The sequence below is a fragment of the Staphylococcus ratti genome, from assembly GCF_020883535.1.
GTDB classification, from domain to species: domain Bacteria; phylum Bacillota; class Bacilli; order Staphylococcales; family Staphylococcaceae; genus Staphylococcus; species Staphylococcus ratti.
Window position 1 is genome coordinate 2,177,242 of the sequence record NZ_CP086654.1, and the last position, 19,573, is coordinate 2,196,814.

The window sequence follows — 19,573 nt, forward strand, 5'->3', positions numbered from 1 at the left end:
ATACTTACTTATCTAGTTTTCAATGTACAATGTTGAATCCTCAACCTATATGAGCATTCAAAACTGAATACAATATGTCACGTTATTCCTTATCGCCTAAGGCGATATTCCGTATATTATCCTTAGAAAGGAGGTGATCCAGCCGCACCTTCCGATACGGCTACCTTGTTACGACTTCACCCCAATCATTTGTCCCACCTTCGACGGCTAGCTCCAAATGGTTACTCCACCGGCTTCGGGTGTTACAAACTCTCGTGGTGTGACGGGCGGTGTGTACAAGACCCGGGAACGTATTCACCGTAGCATGCTGATCTACGATTACTAGCGATTCCAGCTTCATGTAGTCGAGTTGCAGACTACAATCCGAACTGAGAACAACTTTATGGGATTTGCTTGACCTCGCGGTTTCGCTGCCCTTTGTATTGTCCATTGTAGCACGTGTGTAGCCCAAATCATAAGGGGCATGATGATTTGACGTCATCCCCACCTTCCTCCGGTTTGTCACCGGCAGTCAACTTAGAGTGCCCAACTTAATGATGGCAACTAAGCTTAAGGGTTGCGCTCGTTGCGGGACTTAACCCAACATCTCACGACACGAGCTGACGACAACCATGCACCACCTGTCATTTTGTCCTCCGAAGAGGAAAACTCTATCTCTAGAGCGGTCAAAAGATGTCAAGATTTGGTAAGGTTCTTCGCGTTGCTTCGAATTAAACCACATGCTCCACCGCTTGTGCGGGTCCCCGTCAATTCCTTTGAGTTTCAGTCTTGCGACCGTACTCCCCAGGCGGAGTGCTTAATGCGTTAGCTGCAGCACTAAGGGGCGGAAACCCCCTAACACTTAGCACTCATCGTTTACGGCGTGGACTACCAGGGTATCTAATCCTGTTTGATCCCCACGCTTTCGCACATCAGCGTCAGTTACAGACCAGAAAGCCGCCTTCGCCACTGGTGTTCCTCCATATCTCTGCGCATTTCACCGCTACACATGGAATTCCACTTTCCTCTTCTGCACTCAAGTTTTCCAGTTTCCAATGACCCTCCACGGTTGAGCCGTGGGCTTTCACATCAGACTTAAAAAACCGCCTACGCGCGCTTTACGCCCAATAATTCCGGATAACGCTTGCCACCTACGTATTACCGCGGCTGCTGGCACGTAGTTAGCCGTGGCTTTCTGGTTAGGTACCGTCAAGACGTGCACAGTTACTTACACGTTTGTTCTTCCCTAACAACAGAGCTTTACGATCCGAAGACCTTCATCACTCACGCGGCGTTGCTCCGTCAGGCTTTCGCCCATTGCGGAAGATTCCCTACTGCTGCCTCCCGTAGGAGTCTGGACCGTGTCTCAGTTCCAGTGTGGCCGATCACCCTCTCAGGTCGGCTACGTATCGTCGCCTTGGTAAGCCGTTACCTTACCAACTAGCTAATACGGCGCGGGTCCATCTATAAGTGACAGCAAGACCGTCTTTCACTATCGAACCATGCGGTTCGATATGTTATCCGGCATTAGCTCCGGTTTCCCGAAGTTATTCCAGTCTTATAGGTAGGTTACCCACGTGTTACTCACCCGTCCGCCGCTAACGTCAAAGGAGCAAGCTCCTCTTCAGTTCGCTCGACTTGCATGTATTAGGCACGCCGCCAGCGTTCATCCTGAGCCAGGATCAAACTCTCCATAAAAGAAGTAAGCTTGATATAGCTCGTTGATTGGTTAAGCCAATCACTCTGAAAGTACTTAACGTACTCAAATTATTGGAATTAACGTTGACATATTGTCATTCAGTTTTCAATGTTCATGCGTCGTTTTCTTTTAACTCGACAAGAATTAATTATACAGACTTTCGAACCTCAAGTCAACAACTTTTTAAAATTTATTTTTCGAAGTGTTTCACAGCTGTTTTGTGCCGCTCAACAAGATATAACTATACAGGCATTCTAGCATAAAGGCAACGCTAAAAATTACACTCTAAGCGCCTTTTAGACAACAAAACACCGGTTTTACATTATTAAATGATAAAAAATAGAGAAAAGTCGTTAAAGCATCATACTTTCATGCTTTAGGGGAGGACGACGAAATCATATAGATTTCTGTCCCACATCAAATGAGAATATATCTGTTAAAAAGCACAGTAGCTGACTGGACTGAAATTTCGCTTAACGCTCTTTTCAATCCTAGTCAGCCTTGTCGGGGTGGGACGACGAAATCATATAGATTTCTGTCCCACTCCCTTACCTCTTTTCTCCAATCTTTTTCAATCGTTCTCTATATTTACATTTCTGTTCGCCCTGAAATTGCTTTAGATAAAGTCACTTCATCTGCATACTCTAAATCGCCACCAACTGACAACCCTTGGGCCAAACGCGTCACCCGAATTCCTAATGGCTTCACGAGTCTAGAAATATACATTGAAGTAGATTCACCTTCTAGATTTGGATTCATCGCTAATATGAGTTCTTCTACTTCTTCATCTTTTAATCGTTCAATAAGCCCTGGAATGTTAATATCTTCCGGTCCAATTCCATCCATTGGCGAAATAGTCCCATGTAAAACATGATATAAGCCCTGATATTCTTTCATCTTTTCCATCGCAATAACATCTTTATCATCTTCTACAACACATATAACCGAACGATCTCGTCGCTTATCTTCACAAATATAACAAGGGTCTTGTTCCGTAATATGTCCGCACATACTGCAATAAGTCAGTTCTCGTTTCACATCAACAAGTGCTTTAGCGAATTGTACAACGTCATCTTCTTTCATATCTAATACATGAAAAGCCAGACGTTGCGCCGTTTTCGGGCCAATGCCTGGCAATTTCATGAAACTGTCAATCAGTTTAGAAATAGGTGCTGGATAATGCATCTTACATCATTCCTGGGATGTTAAGGCCTTTAGTATGTTTGCCTAAACGTTCAGAAGTAAGTTCGTCTGCTTTAGACATCGCTTCGTTTGTCGCAGCTAATACTAAATCTTGTAACATATCCACATCTTCTGGATCTACTACTTCTTCATTGATTTGAACGTCTATAACTTCTTTATGACCTGATACGATGACTTTCACCATACCGCCGCCAGCTGAACCTTCAACTTTTTCTTCTTTTAACTTTTCTTGCTCATCTGCCATTTTCTTTTGCATTTTTTGCATTTGTTTCATCATTTGTTGCATATTTCCGCCACCGCGCATCACTATCTTCCTCCTAATTTATGCTTAATATCATCTTTAATTATAGAGAGTTATTCCCTCTTAGATTCGTTTACAATTATACATACCTTTAAGGTGATTGTCATGTTTCGTCTTCGATAACATGAACTGTTTCATCACCGAATAAATCTTTCGCCTTTTGTACGACATTGTCTTGCGATGTTTTAGGCGTTGTTGTTTGTGATGATTGACCTTGTTTACGTTGATCGATATAGTCACTGCGCACTTGCATCCATTTATCAGCAGGTACACCTACAACTTCGACCGCTTTATTAATGATATCGCGTACCACATTTTCGATACTTTCTTTCTTATCATTATCCTTCTTTAAAATTTCGCAGTGAATTTCTTCTTCAAATTTAACTAGGACTTTATCTTCACTGGCAGCGACCGGTTCCGAATTTTGAAGTAAGCTCACAAGCGCCTTTTGACCTCGATCTTTCGCGTATTGAATGACATCCGCCCAACGTTCTTTAATACGTGCAATGTCTTCTTTGTTGGCCTTATCAAGCACTTTAGCAATTTGCTCAACTGAATAAGTCGAACCATTGCCTCGTCTCTTCGCTGGTTTAGGCTTGCTAGGGGCACTCGACGTCGCAATACCTTGAGACTTCAACGTGCGCAATTCGGATTCTAACGCTTCCATACGTCGAACCATTGCTTCGTTACTTTCTGACGGTGCATGATTCACGACCACTTCTCCAGTTTGAACAACTTCCTTAATCATTTCTGAAAGTTTTACAAGCAATACTTCAAAATGAACATTTTGATTTACACTAAATCGAATAGACACGAGCGTATCGTTTATAATTTCAATCATTTTATAAAGTACTTCTAAATCATATTGGAAAAGCGCGTCGTAGGAAGGTGTTTCCGCTGTTGTTTTGAACATAATCGTATCACGAACAAAATAAATCATATCATTAATGAGCCGATTGACTTCCTTGCCCTCGCTAATAAAACCGTGATAACGCTCAAAAGCGGCATGTACATCGCCTTCGACCACATTTTTAAATAATGCATTTAAATCTGATTCGTCCAAACTCCCTGTAACATCTAATGCATCTTTTAATGTCAAACGTTCATCACCAAACGCAATAGCTTGATCCATAATACTTAATGCATCACGCATACCGCCTTCTGACACTTTCGCGATAAAGACAAGCGCTTCATGGTCATACACGATACTTTGCGTATCTGCGACATACTGCAAGCGGTCAACAATGTTATCTGAATGAATCGCCTTAAAATCAAAACGTTGCGCTCGCGAAATAATCGTTGGTGGGATTTTGTGCGGTTCCGTTGTAGCCAAAATAAAAATGGCATGCGCAGGCGGTTCTTCTAACGTTTTTAACAATGCATTAAATGCACCTGTCGTTAGCATATGTACCTCATCTATAATATAAACTTTATATTTAGATTGGCTAGGGGCGTACTTTACTTTGTCCCGAATATTACGAATTTCATCGACACCATTATTACTCGCGGCGTCAATTTCAATCACATCGGAGTTTGTCCCTTGCGTAATGCTCACACAACTTGCACACGTATTACAAGGTTCCCCATCTGTGCGTGTTTCACAGTTCATCGCTTTGGCGAATATTTTTGCAATACTTGTTTTCCCAGTGCCTCTTGGTCCGCTGAAAATATAAGCATGTGATTGCTTTTCTTTGGCAATCGCATTTTTTAATGTTTTTGTGACATGCGTTTGACCGACAACATCTTCAAAACTTTGCGGTCTAAACATCCGGTACAATGCTTGGTAATTCACTTTGGCACCTCCGTTTTTACAATAGTCTCATTATAGCATGCTCACTTCAAAATGTATGTGAAGGTTATTCAAAAAAGGGGCTTGGATAGATGACTTGACCATGCGGCGTGTCTTCTAACGTATCCCACAAAAATTTGACACGCACGAAATTATCTGGCACTTCAAAAGGCGTTGAAATCCCATGTTCCGCTGCCACTTCATAACCTAGCGCTGCGTAATAATCCGGATGTCCTAACACGACAATGGTCGTATATTCGAGTTCTTGGGCACGTTCTTCTAAAGCTTGAATCAGCGCTTTTCCTAACCCTTTGCGTTGGTAAGCTTTTTTTACAGAAACAGGCGCTAATGCTAAAGCCTCATAACGTTCATTCTCCGCTTCAATTTGAATCGGCGAACATAAAGCATGCCCAATCACTTCACCCGCTTCATTTTTGGCAATTACTTCGAGTTCAAAATGATATTCTGGCTCAAGACGTAGTTTTCGAACGAGTTCTTGTTCATTTCCATCCGATTCCGGAACATCCTTAAAAGCTTCTTGAACCATCTCAAGTGAAGGTGCATAGTCATTTTCTGTTAATGTACTAATGTAAACTGACATCTAATCCCTCCCTTATCTCATGATGTGTATAGTAAACACATTATAACAAAAATCGTTAAAGTACTTCTTATATATACTTAAAAATTACCTGATCGCCAGTCCATCGTATATTTTCAACCTCCACATATATTAACAACGCACCCCAAATCATCGATATACAGAAACTGCTTTACTTAGTTTAAAAAATTTATCTCACAAAGGTAATTCCTATATTTTAAAACATTATATAGAAAAAAGAGGCGAGAACAGTTCTATGTCCTCGCCCCTTTATCTATATGATTTAAGATTTTTAGCATAAAAAAACCGTGCACCTTTGCGTTGTATATGCATCACAAACGTTACCAAAGTCGACAGCTAAATCTCGGCTACCCTACGGCACATATGAGAATCCACTTAATGCTGCTTCCGTCAGGACCTGACATGGTTCATGGGTTCATATTGCATAGGACCGAAATCTTCAAACACCTCGTGCTTTGGGCAGACTTCACAAATACATATCCGCGACAAAGGAATTCAGCCTCGCATAAAGCGGTTTTCGAGAAAAGGGAACCGCTACCTCCCCGCTTAGCACGGTAAAATCAATATTACTACATCCTATTATGCAAATGCAAGCCCAAACATACACGAACTTTGACAAATAGCCGAACATTGTCTCGATAATCCCTAAATTTTATGACGTCTTGAAAAATCAATAAATTTAAATTCTGTTGCGATATGTTTAGAGATACTATATTGAAATTTCGTTGTATCTTTTAAATGTACAATTCCCCTTACCGTTGCTGTATACTCCGGGGTAATTTGGCCGAGAACTTGCCGTTCTGTCTCACCAAACGGCTCAAAGGTGATAGATTTACTTGAAAAACTGATTTCGAACCCTTTTACATTTTCAACATAGTCATAAAACGAGCCTTGAACAACAGTTTTCGTTAAATCAGGAAACAATGCAGCCAGTACGTAATCTTCATCGATAATTTTCGTTACCCCTTCGACTTGACGATAACGTACAAAGTGCCAAAGCGGGGTTTCATCAGCAATTTGCAGCGCTTGTTTAACATGTGGTACATCTGCCGCTCGAATACGTTCAAATGAATGTACCACCGTTTGATGCGGTAAGTTCAAGGAGGCTTTCACTTCTTTAAAACTCATTAAATCATTAAATGGAAATTCCGTCATGCCTTGATAAATAACGACCGAACCCTTGCCTCGAATCTTTTGAATCATTCCATCCGAAACAAGCATATTCAAACTTTTACGAACTGTTTCACGTGACACGTTGTAATTTTCTACTAACTGATATTCAGATGGGAGCTGATCACCATAATGGTACGTACCTTCTAAAATCGCACGTCGCATGTTCTCATATATCCATTTGAATTTATTTTGTTTCATTTCAGTCCTCGCCTCTTATTCTTTTTCTTTAGCCACAACGATAGCACCATACGCTCCGATTTCATATTCGTTTATTGTCCCATTTTGAATCACTCGGCGTCCTTTAATATCTAACGTATTTGGTAATTCAACTACTTCGCTCGTCATATTAGCAACAATTAACCAAACTTCATCCTTATAATGACGCTCATAAACAAAAAGTGCAGGGTGATCCATATAACGTGGTACGATGTCACCATAAGTAATAATATCATGTTCATGACGCAATTGAATCAATGTGCGATACGTATAAAAAATTGAGCTTTCATCCGCTAGCGCCGCTTCCGCATTAATCGTATGATAATTAGAAGCGACGTCAATCCAAGGCTTTCCAGTAGTAAACCCAGCATGATTAGAACTATCCCATTGCATAGGTGTACGTGAATTATCTCGAGATTTCTGACTTAAAATGGTTAAAATTTCCGACTCCTCGTAGCCTTTGCGTTTCATCATTTCGTATGCATTTAACGATTCCACATCTCGATATTGATGAATCGATGTAAAATGAGGATCTGTCATGCCTATTTCTTCACCTTGATAAATATAAGGCGTTCCTTGAAGCATATGCAAAGCAATCGCTAGTGTCTTAGCACTCGTTTGACGCATCTCCTCATTTTCATCGTTACCAAATCGCGAAACGACCCGAGGCTGATCATGGTTACACCAAAATATTGCATTCCACCCGCCTCCTTCGTAAATGCCACGCTGCCAATACATTAAAATGGCTTTTAATTGTTGCAAGTCGAATTTTTGATTCGTCCATTTTTCACCATCTTTGTAGTCCACCTTTAAATGATGAAAATTGAAGACACTACTCAATTCTTGACGTGCTTCACGTGTATACTTTATGCAATGTTCCAAAGACGTTGAAGACATTTCACCTACCGTCATCATTCCTTTATCGCCAAAAGTTTCACGATTCAACTCATGTAAAAATTCATGTACGCGCGGACCATCTGTGTAAAATTCTTTTCCAATCGCTGTTGAATTTTTAAATGCTCCTTTAGAAATTAAATTAATGACATCGAATCGAAAACCGTCCACACCCAAATCAATCCAATGATTCACAATTTTAAATACTTCTTGACGTACTTCAGGATTATCCCAATTCAAATCCGCTTGTGTCACATCAAACAAATGCAAATAATATTCATCCGATTTAGAATCATATTGCCACGCGTTTCCTCCAAATTTCGATTCCCAATTTGTCGGAGGTCCATCATTTGATTTTTTAAAAAAGTAAAACTGATGATAAGGGCTCTCTTTAGACTTTAAAGCTTCTTGAAACCATTGATGCTCCGTCGACGTATGATTGACAACAATATCTAACATAATTTTCAATTGCCGAGCATGCGCCTCTTTAATCAATGTTTTCAAATCTTTTTCGTTACCAAATCGCGCATTAACTTTGAAATAATCGCGTATATCGTAACCATTATCATTCATTGGCGAATCATAAATTGGCGTTAACCATAAATAATCCACGCCTAAATAAGCAAGGTAATCTAATTTTTCGATAATCCCTTGCAAATCACCTTCACCGTTTCCAGTTGTATCATTAAAGGATTTAACATAAATTTGATATACGACTGATTTTTTCCAATCTTTTTGTACCAATTCATACCCACCTTAAATTTATAACGTTTCATCTACCATTTTCTTTGTTTTTTCACGACTAAATCTTGAGAAAACAATCGTTAGTATACATGGCATTACCATCGAAATGAGTGTTCCGATAATGTAGACGCCCCAAAATTGTTGTTTGATAGAAAGAATTGCCGGAACACCGCCTACACCTACATTACCAATAACCCCTGAAGCTCCAATTAAAGCACCAACGCACATAGATGTTAAAATTGCGGCAATGAATGGATACTTGAGCGGCAAGTTCACACCAAACATCGCTGGTTCTGTAACCCCTAAGAAACCAGATACCCCTGAAGTTGCTGCTAAACTTCGTTCTTTTTCCATTTTTCGTTTTCTATAAATGAACCACGCGCCAAATGCAGCAGAACCTTGCGCAATGTTAGACATTGCTACAATCGGCCATAAGTATGTTCCACCAATATCACTACCGATTAATTGGAAATCGACCGCTAAAAACATATGATGTAGCCCTGTAATGACTAGCGGTGCATAAAGCAAACCATAGATGGCACCACCAAGCCAACCCGCATTTTGGAATAAAAATGTTACTGCACCGGTAATACCTTTACCAATAATTAGTGCAACAGGTCCTATAATTAAAAACGCTAAAAAACCAGTAACAAGTAATGCAATAGGGCCAACAACTAATAACTTCACAGAGTTATGGACTACCTTATTTAATGCCTTTTCAATTTTTGCAAGGACATATGCAGCAAGTAATACCGGTAAAACTTGTCCTTGGTAATTTAATTGTTCGATTTTTAATCCAAAAATTTCCCATGTGGGGATTTTTTCTACTTTACCAATGTCATATTGCGACATGAGTTGAGGATGCATAAGTACAAGCCCTAGTACCAAACCAAGGACAGGGTTCCCTCCAAATACGCGCATCGCACTCCAACCTACAAGCGCAGGTAAAAATATAAACGCTGTGGTTGCAATAACATTAATAATATTTGCAAAGTCCGCAATTTGCGGTACACGTTCCACAATAGATGGAGACTTATTTATTAGCGGCATCGTCAGTACATTGTTAATCCCTAAAAGCAAACCAGCCGTAACAATTGCCGGAAGAATTGGAATAAAAATGTCCCCTAATAACTTAATTAAACGTTGCAATGGATTTCCTTTCTTCGCAGCCACCGCTTTCGCTTCACTTTTAGATGCTTCGGTTGTACCTGTTTCGTTGATCAAAATGTTATAAACTTCATCAACCGTTCCTGGTCCAATTACAATTTGATATTGATTATCTGCTTTAAACTGCCCTTTTACGAGTGGATTAGCAGCCAATTTGTCTTTGTTTACTTTACTATCATCTTCTAATACTAAACGCAAACGCGTCACACAATGTGTGGCAGTTTGTAAATTTGCTTCCCCACCAATTGCATCAACAATCGCTTGAACATCTGAGCGCTTCACAGCCATCCCTTATCACTCCTTAAATTTCAGACTTGTCTATACAAATTGTAAGTTGTATAGACAAGTTTTGTAAAGGCTTTCATATATAGTTGGCTAAATGTTCATTTTTTGCAAATAAAACGGAGTGAGTATAGCTCGCAATGTTCATGCCACCTATGCTTACTCCGTAAACTATGTACAGTATTTTATTGTTGTCGGTAGGACATGTCTTCTTTATTTTTTGTTTAATCACTTACAATTATAGAGCTATTTAAACCACTTTTACATTCAAAACAAAACTAACGTTCAGTGCCTGATATTACGAGCCTTAACGTACAGAATCGTAAGCACTCCAATGCATTACATCATTTTCGAACACGTAAAAAAGCCAAATGTTCAACTTCAGTTAAACATTTGGCTTTTATATCTATTAGTCTTGGATTTTACTTATAATGGCGGAGGAAGAGGGATTCGAACCCCCGCGAGCCGTTAAGCCCCTGTCGGTTTTCAAGACCGATCCCTTCAGCCAGACTTGGGTATTCCTCCGTGTGACGAGCACATAAAATATAATATTATAGCCCGCACACAATGTCAACATAAATTTTACAAAAATCAAACAAAACTTTTACGCGTTAAATGACTATGGACAGAATGAGCAACTTCACGCCCTTCTTTAATTGCCCAAACAACTAAACTTTGCCCTCTTCGCGCATCTCCAGCCGCAAAATATTTAGATTGACTCGTCTTATAATCAGACGTATTCGCCACGATTTTTTGGTACTTCACTTTAACCCCTAATGCCTGTGTTACTTGAGACGCGACTCCTTCAAAACCAATCGCCAATAACACAAAATCCGCTGGAATTAAAATTTCTCGGTCATCACCTAACAACGAACCGTCTGCTTGATCACGTTGAACTTGCGCATAAATACCACGCACATGAAACATTTCGTCAATGTCAAAACGCATCGTTTGAATGCCATACGCTCTCGGTTCTACACCAAATCGCGCCTCATATTCTTGGTGCGCATAATCTTTTTTCAAGACTGGCTCAGGAAACGGCCAACTGTAATTCATTTCAAACCGTTCTGGCTTTCTTGCTTTTCGATTGAATTGCACCACAGATTTGCAACCGTCACGCAATGCCGTAGCAACACAGTCTGCTCCAGTATCACCATCACCAATCACTACTACATTTTTCCCTTTAGCTGAAATTGTCTGTTTTGACGTTTCACCCATAAGTAATTGCGTTTGTTCTGTTAAATAATCCATCGCAAAATAAATGCCTTGGCCCATACGTCCTTCAAGCGGTAAATCGCGTGGCTTCTCCGCACCTGTACAAATGACAATTGCATCATACGTCGCATCCAATTTGGCTTTGTCTATGTCCTTACCCACTTCAACATTACAATGGAAAGTTACACCGGCAGTCTCCATTAAACGCACACGTCGAAAAACGACATCTTTATCCAGCTTCATATTAGGGATACCGTACGTCAATAAACCTCCTGGTTGCATATTTTTTTCATAAACATCCACTTTATAGCCTAACGCATTGAGCTCTTCAGCTGCCGCAAGCCCAGCTGGACCACTGCCGATCACAGCTACTTTTTCTTCTAAACGCACTTCTGGCACACGCAGCTGAACCCAACCATGTTCAAAAGCTTCATCAATAATCGTACGCTCAATGCCTTTAATCGCGATAGCATCTCTATTAATTTTCATGACACATGAAGCTTCACAAGGCGCCGGACAAATGTAACCAGTAAATTCAGGGAAGTTGTTCGTTTCTGACAACCGTTCATACGCTGTTTTAAAGTCTCCACGATAAACTAAATCATTCCACTCCGGAATATAGTTACCTAATGGACACCCTAGTGTTTCACGTTCGATTTGAACTCCTGTCTGACAAAAAGGTGTCCCACAGTCCATACAACGTGCGCCTTGTTGCTGCGCATCTTCATTTGAAAAACGAGATTGATATGCATCAAAATTCTTAATACGCTCTGTTAAAGACAACTCATTTAGCTTTTGTCTAGGATACTTCATAAACCCTTTAAATTCACCCATATTTTGACCTCCTTAGTAAACCGTCATAGACTTATCTGTCCATAGAGCGTCATCTGTGTGGTCATTAAATGCGGAAAGCAATGCGTCTTTATGTTCTTGTTGACGTTCAAAATGATAAATTTTATGCATCATTTGTTTATAGTCTTTAGGAATTACTTTGACACATTGCGTTACATGTTTCTCAAAACCATCTAAAATGCGCTGCGCTTTTTGGCTTTGTGTATAGCGAACGTGTTTCATTAACATTTGCTTTAACATGTCACATTCTTTTGCATCTGTAACCTCATCAAAATCTAAAGTCTCTAAGAAGTGTGTCGTTTTAAATTCATCTACACATGTTGGAAAAATATAGCTTACACCACCACTCATACCTTGGCCAAAATTGTTACCCACATCACCTAAAATGACGACACGGCCACCTGTCATATACTCTAAACCGTGGTCACCGATACCTTCAACGACGACATGCGCACCACTATTACGAATGCAGAAACGTTCTCCTGCACGTCCATTAATATAGGCTGTCCCGCTTGTCGCGCCGTAAAAACAAACGTTACCAACGATAATTTCATCTTCACGCGCTTCATTAGGCGCATTGACAATGACTTGTCCGCCTGACAATCCTTTTCCAACGTAATCATTAGCATCACCCGTATGATGTACCGTTAGCCCTCGAGGCATCCAAGCACCTAAACTTTGACCGGCGTGTCCTGTCGTATAAGCCATTATCGTATTCGGTGGCAATCCTTCTAAGCCATAACGTTGTGTAATTTCGCTGCCTGTGATTACGCCTACATTACGCTGTTCATTGCAGATTTTGAACGTCCCTTTAAAAGGAGTCCCCGCTAAAATCGCTTGTTTTGCAGCGGGCCATAGCATTGTTAAGTCAAAACTATGGTCAAGGCCATGTTGCTGCTCAATCTGCTTCGTACGCTCACCTTCATTTTGGTGCAATAATTTAGCGACATTTAACTCACGTGCTTTTGGGTGGTGACGCATTGCTTGAGAAGCTTCCAATAAATCGGTTCTCCCCACAAGTTCATCTACAGTGCGTAAACCAAGTGTCGCCAAAATTTCACGTAATTCTTCGGCCACAAAATGCATGTAGTTCACAACGTGGTCTGCTTTTCCTGTAAAAAGGGCACGTAAATCTCCATTTTGTGTAGCAATACCCACCGGACAAGTATCTTTATGACAAACGCGCATCATGACACATCCTAAAACAACAAGCGGGGCCGTTGCAAAACCAAATTCTTCAGCGCCTAACATTGCCGCATAGGCGATATCTCGCCCAGTCAGTAATTTACCATCTGTTTCAAGACGCACGCGCGAACGTAAACCATTTAACATTAATGTTTGATGTGTCTCAGCTAAACCTAATTCCCATGGCAATCCAGCATGCTGAATACTCGTTTTAGGAGAAGCACCTGTACCGCCATCGTAGCCTGAAATTACGATTTTATCAGCGCACGCCTTCGCTACACCTGCTGCGATCGTTCCTACACCAGATTTAGAAACCAATTTGACGGTAATATCAGCTTGACGATTCACATTTTTCAAATCGTGAATCAATTGCGCCAAGTCTTCTATCGAGTAAATATCGTGATGCGGTGGTGGTGAAATCAAACCGATTCCCGGTGTCGATCCCCTTACTTCTGCAATCCAAGGATACACTTTTTTGCCAGGCAATTGTCCCCCTTCACCCGGTTTCGCACCTTGTGCCACTTTAATTTGAATCTCTTTCGCATGTTGTAAATAATAACTCGTCACACCGAAACGACCGGAAGCAACTTGTTTAATTGCACTTTTGTAGTCTGAACCTTCTTGGCTCAATTCATAGCGTTCTAGCGCTTCGCCACCTTCACCACTATTACTTTTTCCGCCAATGCGATTCATCGCTTCTGCAAGTGTTTGATGTGCTTCTTGAGAAATAGAGCCATAGCTCATTGCACCTGTTTTGAAACGTTTAACAATTTCTGTAACGGGCTCCACTTCGTTTAACGAAATACTTTGTCGTGTTTTGAACTCAAATAAATCACGCAAATGACTCGTCGTATGATGATTCGCTATCTCCGAAAATTGTTTGAACTTTGCGTAATCATTGTCACGGCACGCGTGTTGTAATAATTGAATCGTCATCGGATTAAACGTATGATACTGACCTTGTTGACGCCACTGAAATGTACTTCCTGGTTCTAGATGCGCTTTGTCAAATGACTGTCGACGCCGATTTTCAACATCAATTGTATCGATTGAAATCCCAGATAGCTTTGAGGGCGTTCCAGGGAAATATGTGTCAATGACCTCATCACTTAGGCCTATTGCTTCAAAAATTTGTGCCCCATGATAACTTTGGACAGTTGAAATGCCCATTTTAGCCATCACTTTAATCAAACCTTCAGAAAAAGTCGTATTCAGTCGCGCGACATTAGACGCCACTTCCCCTTGAATACGATCTTGTTCCGTTAACTTAGCGATGGTTTTTTGCGCAAGATATGGTACGACAGCATTCGCACCGTAACCTACTAAACACGCAAGATGATGAACCTCACGCATTTCCCCAGACATCGCTACAATACTCGTTTGCATACGTAAATCGTGACGTATAAGCAATTGATGAATGTGACTCACCGCAAGCAACATCGGCATGGCATACGCTGTTTCTTCTAAAACCGAACGATCTTCTAAAACAACAACTTCTACCCCTTGTTGTACAGCTTCGATAACAGCTTCCCCTAAGTTGTTTAGCGCCTCTTTTAAGCTTTGTTGATATTCCGTTGAAAAATAAGCTGTTGTTAATGCCTCAGAAGCAATGTACTGCAGTTGTTGTTCTGTCAAAACCGGATGGTCAAGTTGGACACGCTTTAATGCATCTGGACCTGGCTTTAAGAGTTGGCCTTCGCCACCTAAATAAGTCAATTCACTAGTCACCACTTTTTCGCGATAAGCGTCTATAGGTGGATTAGTCACTTGCGCAAAAAGTTGTTTGAAATAATTGAACAGCGATTCCGGTTGGTGATTTAAAACTGCAAGTGGCGCATCATACCCCATTGCACCAATTGGGTCTTTTCCACCTGTCATCAGTTCTGTTAAATATTTATCAATCTCTTCTTTAGTGTAGCCAAAGCGCTGTTGTTGACGAAAAGCATCGTCATCAGATAACGTAGACGGCTCATATGAAATCGATTCTAGGTCTAACTTTAGACGTTCATGTTCTAACCAATACTGATAAGGATAGTGATTCGCAATCGATTGTTTTAATGCTTCATTGCCAATGACTTTATTTTTATAAAAGTCCACAAGCAATAATTTTCCTGGATTCAACTGTCCTTTATACGCAACATCCGCTTCATCTACATCCACTACACCTACTTCTGACGAGAAGATGATTTCATTATCTTGCGTAATGGTATAGCGCCCGGGTCGCAAGCCGTTACGATCTGTTAAAGCACCTAATTTATCCCCATCGCAAAATGAAATCATTGTTGGGCCATCCCACGGCTCCATTAGATAACTATAAAACTCATAAAATGCGCGTACATTGGCATCATTACTTTCGTTATACAACCACGGCTCAGGAATAAGTAACATTGCCGCTTGTTCCGGTGGCATTGCCAAACTTAAAAATTCTAGCGCGTTGTCTACGATAGCTGAATCGCTTCCAGATTCATCTAAAATACCGTGTACTTTTGACGCTTCATGACCAAATACCGTTTCGATTAAACGACGTTGACGTGCACGCATCCAATTGACATTGCCTTGAATTGTATTAATTTCTCCATTATGCATTAATAAACGATTCGGATGTGCACGCTCCCAACTCGGAAACGTATTTGTACTAAAGCGTGAATGTACAGAACCAAATTTAGAAACATAAGCTTCATGTTGAAGATCTAAATATACCTTTTTGATTTGATCGGAACGCAACCAACCTTTATAAACGATCGTACGGCGAGATAAACTCGTAAAATAAAGATTGAGTTGTGCCTTCGTACTATACTGTTCAATTTGTTTACGCGCTAAATACAACGCACGGTCAAATTGCGAGGCGTTTTGATTCGCAATAAACATTTGTTGAATCTTTGGCATTGTTTCAACCACATGCGATGCCAAACACGTCACATCGACAGGTACATCACGAAACCCAAGCAATACCAATCCTTCAGACTTAAAAATGTCTGCCATCACATGTGCATGTGCTGAATCAGAAATGTCTTGGTTAGTAAAATACATCCCCACCGCATAAGCCCCTTCTTGCGGGAGGTCGAACGGCACGTGCGACTCAAAATACGTATACGGGATTTCCGTCATAATACCAGCACCGTCACCAGTTATACCATCTGCACCAATCCCACCTCGATGATCAAGTCTGCGTAACATCTCTAATGATTTTTCGACAATACGATGTGAGCGTTTATTATCCATATTGGCATAAAAACCGATACCACACGCATCGTGTTCGTCACGTGAGTCATAGAGTCCTTTTTGAAAAATCGACGAATTGTTAGACATTTCTGACACCTCCTTCCAGTAATACATTCAACTATATAGAAGGTCATTTATCACATCAATATATAATTGAGATGAAAATCATCTCAATTTGAGATAATATAAAACAAATGAGGTGAGTCTATTGGAATTAAAACAACTCAAATATTTTATAGAAGTGGCCAAACGTGAACACATTTCAGAAGCAGCTCTAGAATTGAATGTCGCGCAATCGGCCATTAGTCGACATATTAGCAATCTAGAAAATGAATTAGGCACTGCGCTATTTCACCGAAAAGGACGCAATGTGTGTTTAACTACAGAAGGAAAACATCTCCTTCAAACCGCACTACCCATTTTAGAGCAAGTCGAACAAACTTTAGCCTTTTTTCAAACGCACCAAGAAATACGTTCCAGTACCATTACCATCGGCTATGTCGATGGAGCGATAGGTCAAATTTTGCCTCAAGTTTTAGACAAAATCGAATCCGAACTTGAAATTTCACTTGTTCCAACATTACTTGCGCCAAACGCAATAAAACAAGCACTAGATACTAATGAAATTGATATTGCTATCACAAATGCCAATATCAATGATACGCTTTACACTATACAACCTTTATTTGAAGAAACTTATGTTTTGTGTGGACCGTCACACCATCCATTAATGACTGTTCCAAATCCTCCATTATCACATATCTTAAAACATCAATTATATATTCACGAGCCTGTAGTAGAAGACTTTAAAATACGCATTGAAACACAAGCACACTTACCGGTCTATCGTTGCAATTCTACGCCATTTGCACGTTTTATTTTGCAACATGAAAAAGGCTTTGTAATTGCACCATCTTATATAAATCTATATAGTCATACACATCAATGGACAAAAATATCTTTGTCCCATCTTGATTTGAAAAAAACCGTTTCGCTCGTTTATCGCAAAGAAAATGATAAACCCGCACAACATGACATTATTGCGATGTTAACTTCACATTTGCAACAACATTCAACTTATCATTAAAAGGAGATACAATATGAAACGTTTTAATAAAAATCGTTCCTTTGGTTTGGTGCTCTTAGTCAGCATTATTTTAGCCATTGCTACGATTACCTTTACTTTTTTTAATGCACGTTTTTATGCGTCTCCCATTGGAAAAGTAATAGAAGTTTCAAAACATCACCCAAAAACTTCTATCGATGAACATCATAATAAAGATATTAAAATAACAGATGAACTGAAAGTCCAATTACTCAATACGAAAGATGCTGGTAAAACGCTTACGGTTCATCATCTGTATAACCAATCTAAAACAGAAGAACAAGCTTACAAACCCGGCGATCAAGTCTTACTACATATCGGCAAGCATGCACAAGATCATTTTATTCAAGAGAAAAAGCGCGATACATTAATTGCTATCGTGCTGAGTGTCTTTTTTATTGCCTTGCTTATTATTGGACAACGTGTAGGCATACAATCGATTTTATCGCTCATTTTAAATACGGTAGCCATTTTAGTCGCCATCGGCATATACAATACACATACACAGTTAAACTTATTTAGTGTGATGAGCATCGCCGTATTGATTGCTACTTCGATTACCCTTTGGCTCGTCATCGGTTGGAACAAACGCACACTTGTTACGATTGCAAGTACACTTATAGGCACTTGGCTATGCGTCGGCATTGCTTGGGCAGTCATTATGCTCACACACGCTCAAGGCATCAAATACGAAACGATGAGCTTTTTAACATTACCACCGCACACCATTTTCTTAGCCTCTGTTATGGTGGGCACACTCGGTGCCGTAATGGATGTAGCCATTACTATCTCAAGTGGTATGCACGAAATCATTCAACGGTCACCCCATATTTCACGCACACGTTGGATGATTGCAGGACGTAATATTGGACGTGACATCATGGGAACGATGACAAATATTCTGCTTTTTTCCTATTTAGCAGGAGGCCTCCCAATGTTATTGCTCTATTTAAAAAATGCCAATACGCTAACTTATAGTATTTCGATGAATTGGTCTTTAGAAATTGCACGTGCCATTACTGGAGGCATTGGCATTGTTCTTACCATTCCTATCACAATTGCATTGATGCAACTTTGGCATCGTTGGCAAGGTGGTGAAATGCGATGAATGCTGTTGTTATTTTAGCCCTTATTTTATTTCTATTAATGGTGATATTTGGTGGGAAATCCGGCGCTATCGCCTTTGGAACTTTATTTTTAAACTTTATACTTTTAGTGATTACGATTATCATCATTATTTTCGGCGTACCCATTTACATTGTCACTCTCATCTTTTGTATTGTAGTTGCTGCGATTAACTTATTCGCTTTAAACGGCTTCAATATTAAAACATTTGCAGCTTTTATTTCAAGTTTCGTTACAACCGTGATTATGCTCGGAGCCATTTATTTTTCAGTTCATCTCGGTCATCTTCAAGGCTTTACACAAGAAGAACAAGATGAAACGTATATTTTTTCTATGAATATCGGTATCGACATGGAACAATTTATGATTTTTGTCGTTATTCTTGCGGTCATTGCGGCTGTCATCGATTTGGCTATTACCATCAGTTCACCGATGTACGAGCTTTATGCAACCAACCCAACATTATCATCAAAAACACTTTTTGAATCAGGTATGCGCGTAGGACGTGAAATATTAGCCACTTCTGCAAATACCATCTACCTCGCGTTTATTGGTGGTTCAATGACCCTGGTTTTTTGGTTCTTTAATTTACATTATCGATTTGGTCGTTTAATTAATGCGAAGTTGTTCGTGCAAGAATTAATAACCATTTTACTTGGTGGTATTGCGATTGCGATTTGTATTCCGATTACTGCAGCCATCACTGCTTGGCTCATTCAACATCACGAACGTCTACCTTTTAATTTAAAAGCGAATCGTTTAGACGCATCTACATCGGACTTTAGGGTAAAGAAACAATGAGG

General features: G+C 40.2%; 12 protein-coding genes, 1 tRNA gene, 1 rRNA gene and 1 other RNA gene. 3 read left to right on the plus strand and 12 right to left on the minus strand.

The features are described from left to right. Positions 1-126 precede the first annotated feature (126 nt). From LN051_RS10675 to gltB, 12 genes are all read right to left on the minus strand, one after another. Positions 127-1,677 (minus strand): 16S ribosomal RNA (locus tag LN051_RS10675). Positions 1,678-2,266: 589 nt separating this feature from the next. Beyond that, entirely contained in the window at positions 2,267-2,863 is a 597-nt protein-coding gene (gene recR, locus LN051_RS10680; RefSeq protein ID WP_229292485.1) for a recombination mediator RecR, read from the minus strand. Between the two features lies 1 nt (position 2,864). Next, positions 2,865-3,185, minus strand: a complete 321-nt coding sequence (locus LN051_RS10685) for a YbaB/EbfC family nucleoid-associated protein (protein ID WP_229292486.1) — start codon at positions 3,183-3,185, stop codon at positions 2,865-2,867. Positions 3,186-3,285: 100 nt separating this feature from the next. Next, positions 3,286-4,974: a DNA polymerase III subunit gamma/tau gene (dnaX, locus tag LN051_RS10690; protein ID WP_229292487.1), complete on the minus strand. Its 1,689-nt coding sequence runs from the start codon at positions 4,972-4,974 to the stop codon at positions 3,286-3,288. Between the two features lie 64 nt (positions 4,975-5,038). Further along, entirely contained in the window at positions 5,039-5,572 is a 534-nt protein-coding gene (locus tag LN051_RS10695; RefSeq protein ID WP_229292488.1) for a GNAT family N-acetyltransferase, read from the minus strand. 303 nt (positions 5,573-5,875) lie between these two features. Continuing rightward, positions 5,876-6,145, minus strand: an RNA gene (gene ffs / locus LN051_RS10700) — signal recognition particle sRNA large type. Between the two features lie 90 nt (positions 6,146-6,235). Next, positions 6,236-6,961 (minus strand): trehalose operon repressor, encoded by a 726-nt coding sequence (gene treR / locus LN051_RS10705; RefSeq protein WP_229292489.1) that lies wholly within the window; start codon positions 6,959-6,961, stop codon positions 6,236-6,238. 15 nt (positions 6,962-6,976) lie between these two features. Continuing rightward, a complete protein-coding gene (locus tag LN051_RS10710; protein WP_229292490.1) occupies positions 6,977-8,617 on the minus strand; it encodes an alpha,alpha-phosphotrehalase in 1,641 nt (546 codons plus the stop codon). An 18-nt stretch (positions 8,618-8,635) separates the two neighbouring features. Then, positions 8,636-10,072, minus strand: coding sequence for a PTS system trehalose-specific EIIBC component (treP, locus tag LN051_RS10715; protein WP_229292491.1), 1,437 nt, complete (start codon positions 10,070-10,072; stop codon positions 8,636-8,638). A 426-nt stretch (positions 10,073-10,498) separates the two neighbouring features. Continuing rightward, positions 10,499-10,591 (minus strand) — tRNA-Ser (locus tag LN051_RS10720). 66 nt (positions 10,592-10,657) lie between these two features. Next, on the minus strand, positions 10,658-12,115 hold the full coding sequence (locus LN051_RS10725; RefSeq protein WP_229292492.1) for a glutamate synthase subunit beta: 1,458 nt from the start codon (positions 12,113-12,115) through the stop codon (positions 10,658-10,660). Between the two features lie 12 nt (positions 12,116-12,127). After that, positions 12,128-16,627 (minus strand): glutamate synthase large subunit, encoded by a 4,500-nt coding sequence (gene gltB, locus LN051_RS10730; RefSeq protein ID WP_229292493.1) that lies wholly within the window; start codon positions 16,625-16,627, stop codon positions 12,128-12,130. A 112-nt stretch (positions 16,628-16,739) separates the two neighbouring features. On the opposite strand from gltB, the gene gltC reads away from it, so the two are divergent. From gltC to LN051_RS10745, 3 genes are read left to right on the plus strand one after another with little or no spacing between them, the layout of a single operon-like run. Beyond that, a complete protein-coding gene (gene gltC, locus LN051_RS10735) occupies positions 16,740-17,627 on the plus strand; it encodes a glutamate biosynthesis transcriptional regulator GltC (RefSeq protein ID WP_229292494.1) in 888 nt (295 codons plus the stop codon). 13 nt (positions 17,628-17,640) lie between these two features. Beyond that, entirely contained in the window at positions 17,641-18,753 is a 1,113-nt protein-coding gene (locus LN051_RS10740; protein WP_229292495.1) for a YibE/F family protein, read from the plus strand. Beyond that, a complete protein-coding gene (locus LN051_RS10745) occupies positions 18,750-19,571 on the plus strand; it encodes a YibE/F family protein (protein WP_229292496.1) in 822 nt (273 codons plus the stop codon). Before LN051_RS10740 ends, LN051_RS10745 begins: the two co-directional genes overlap by 4 nt. Positions 19,572-19,573 lie beyond the last annotated feature (2 nt).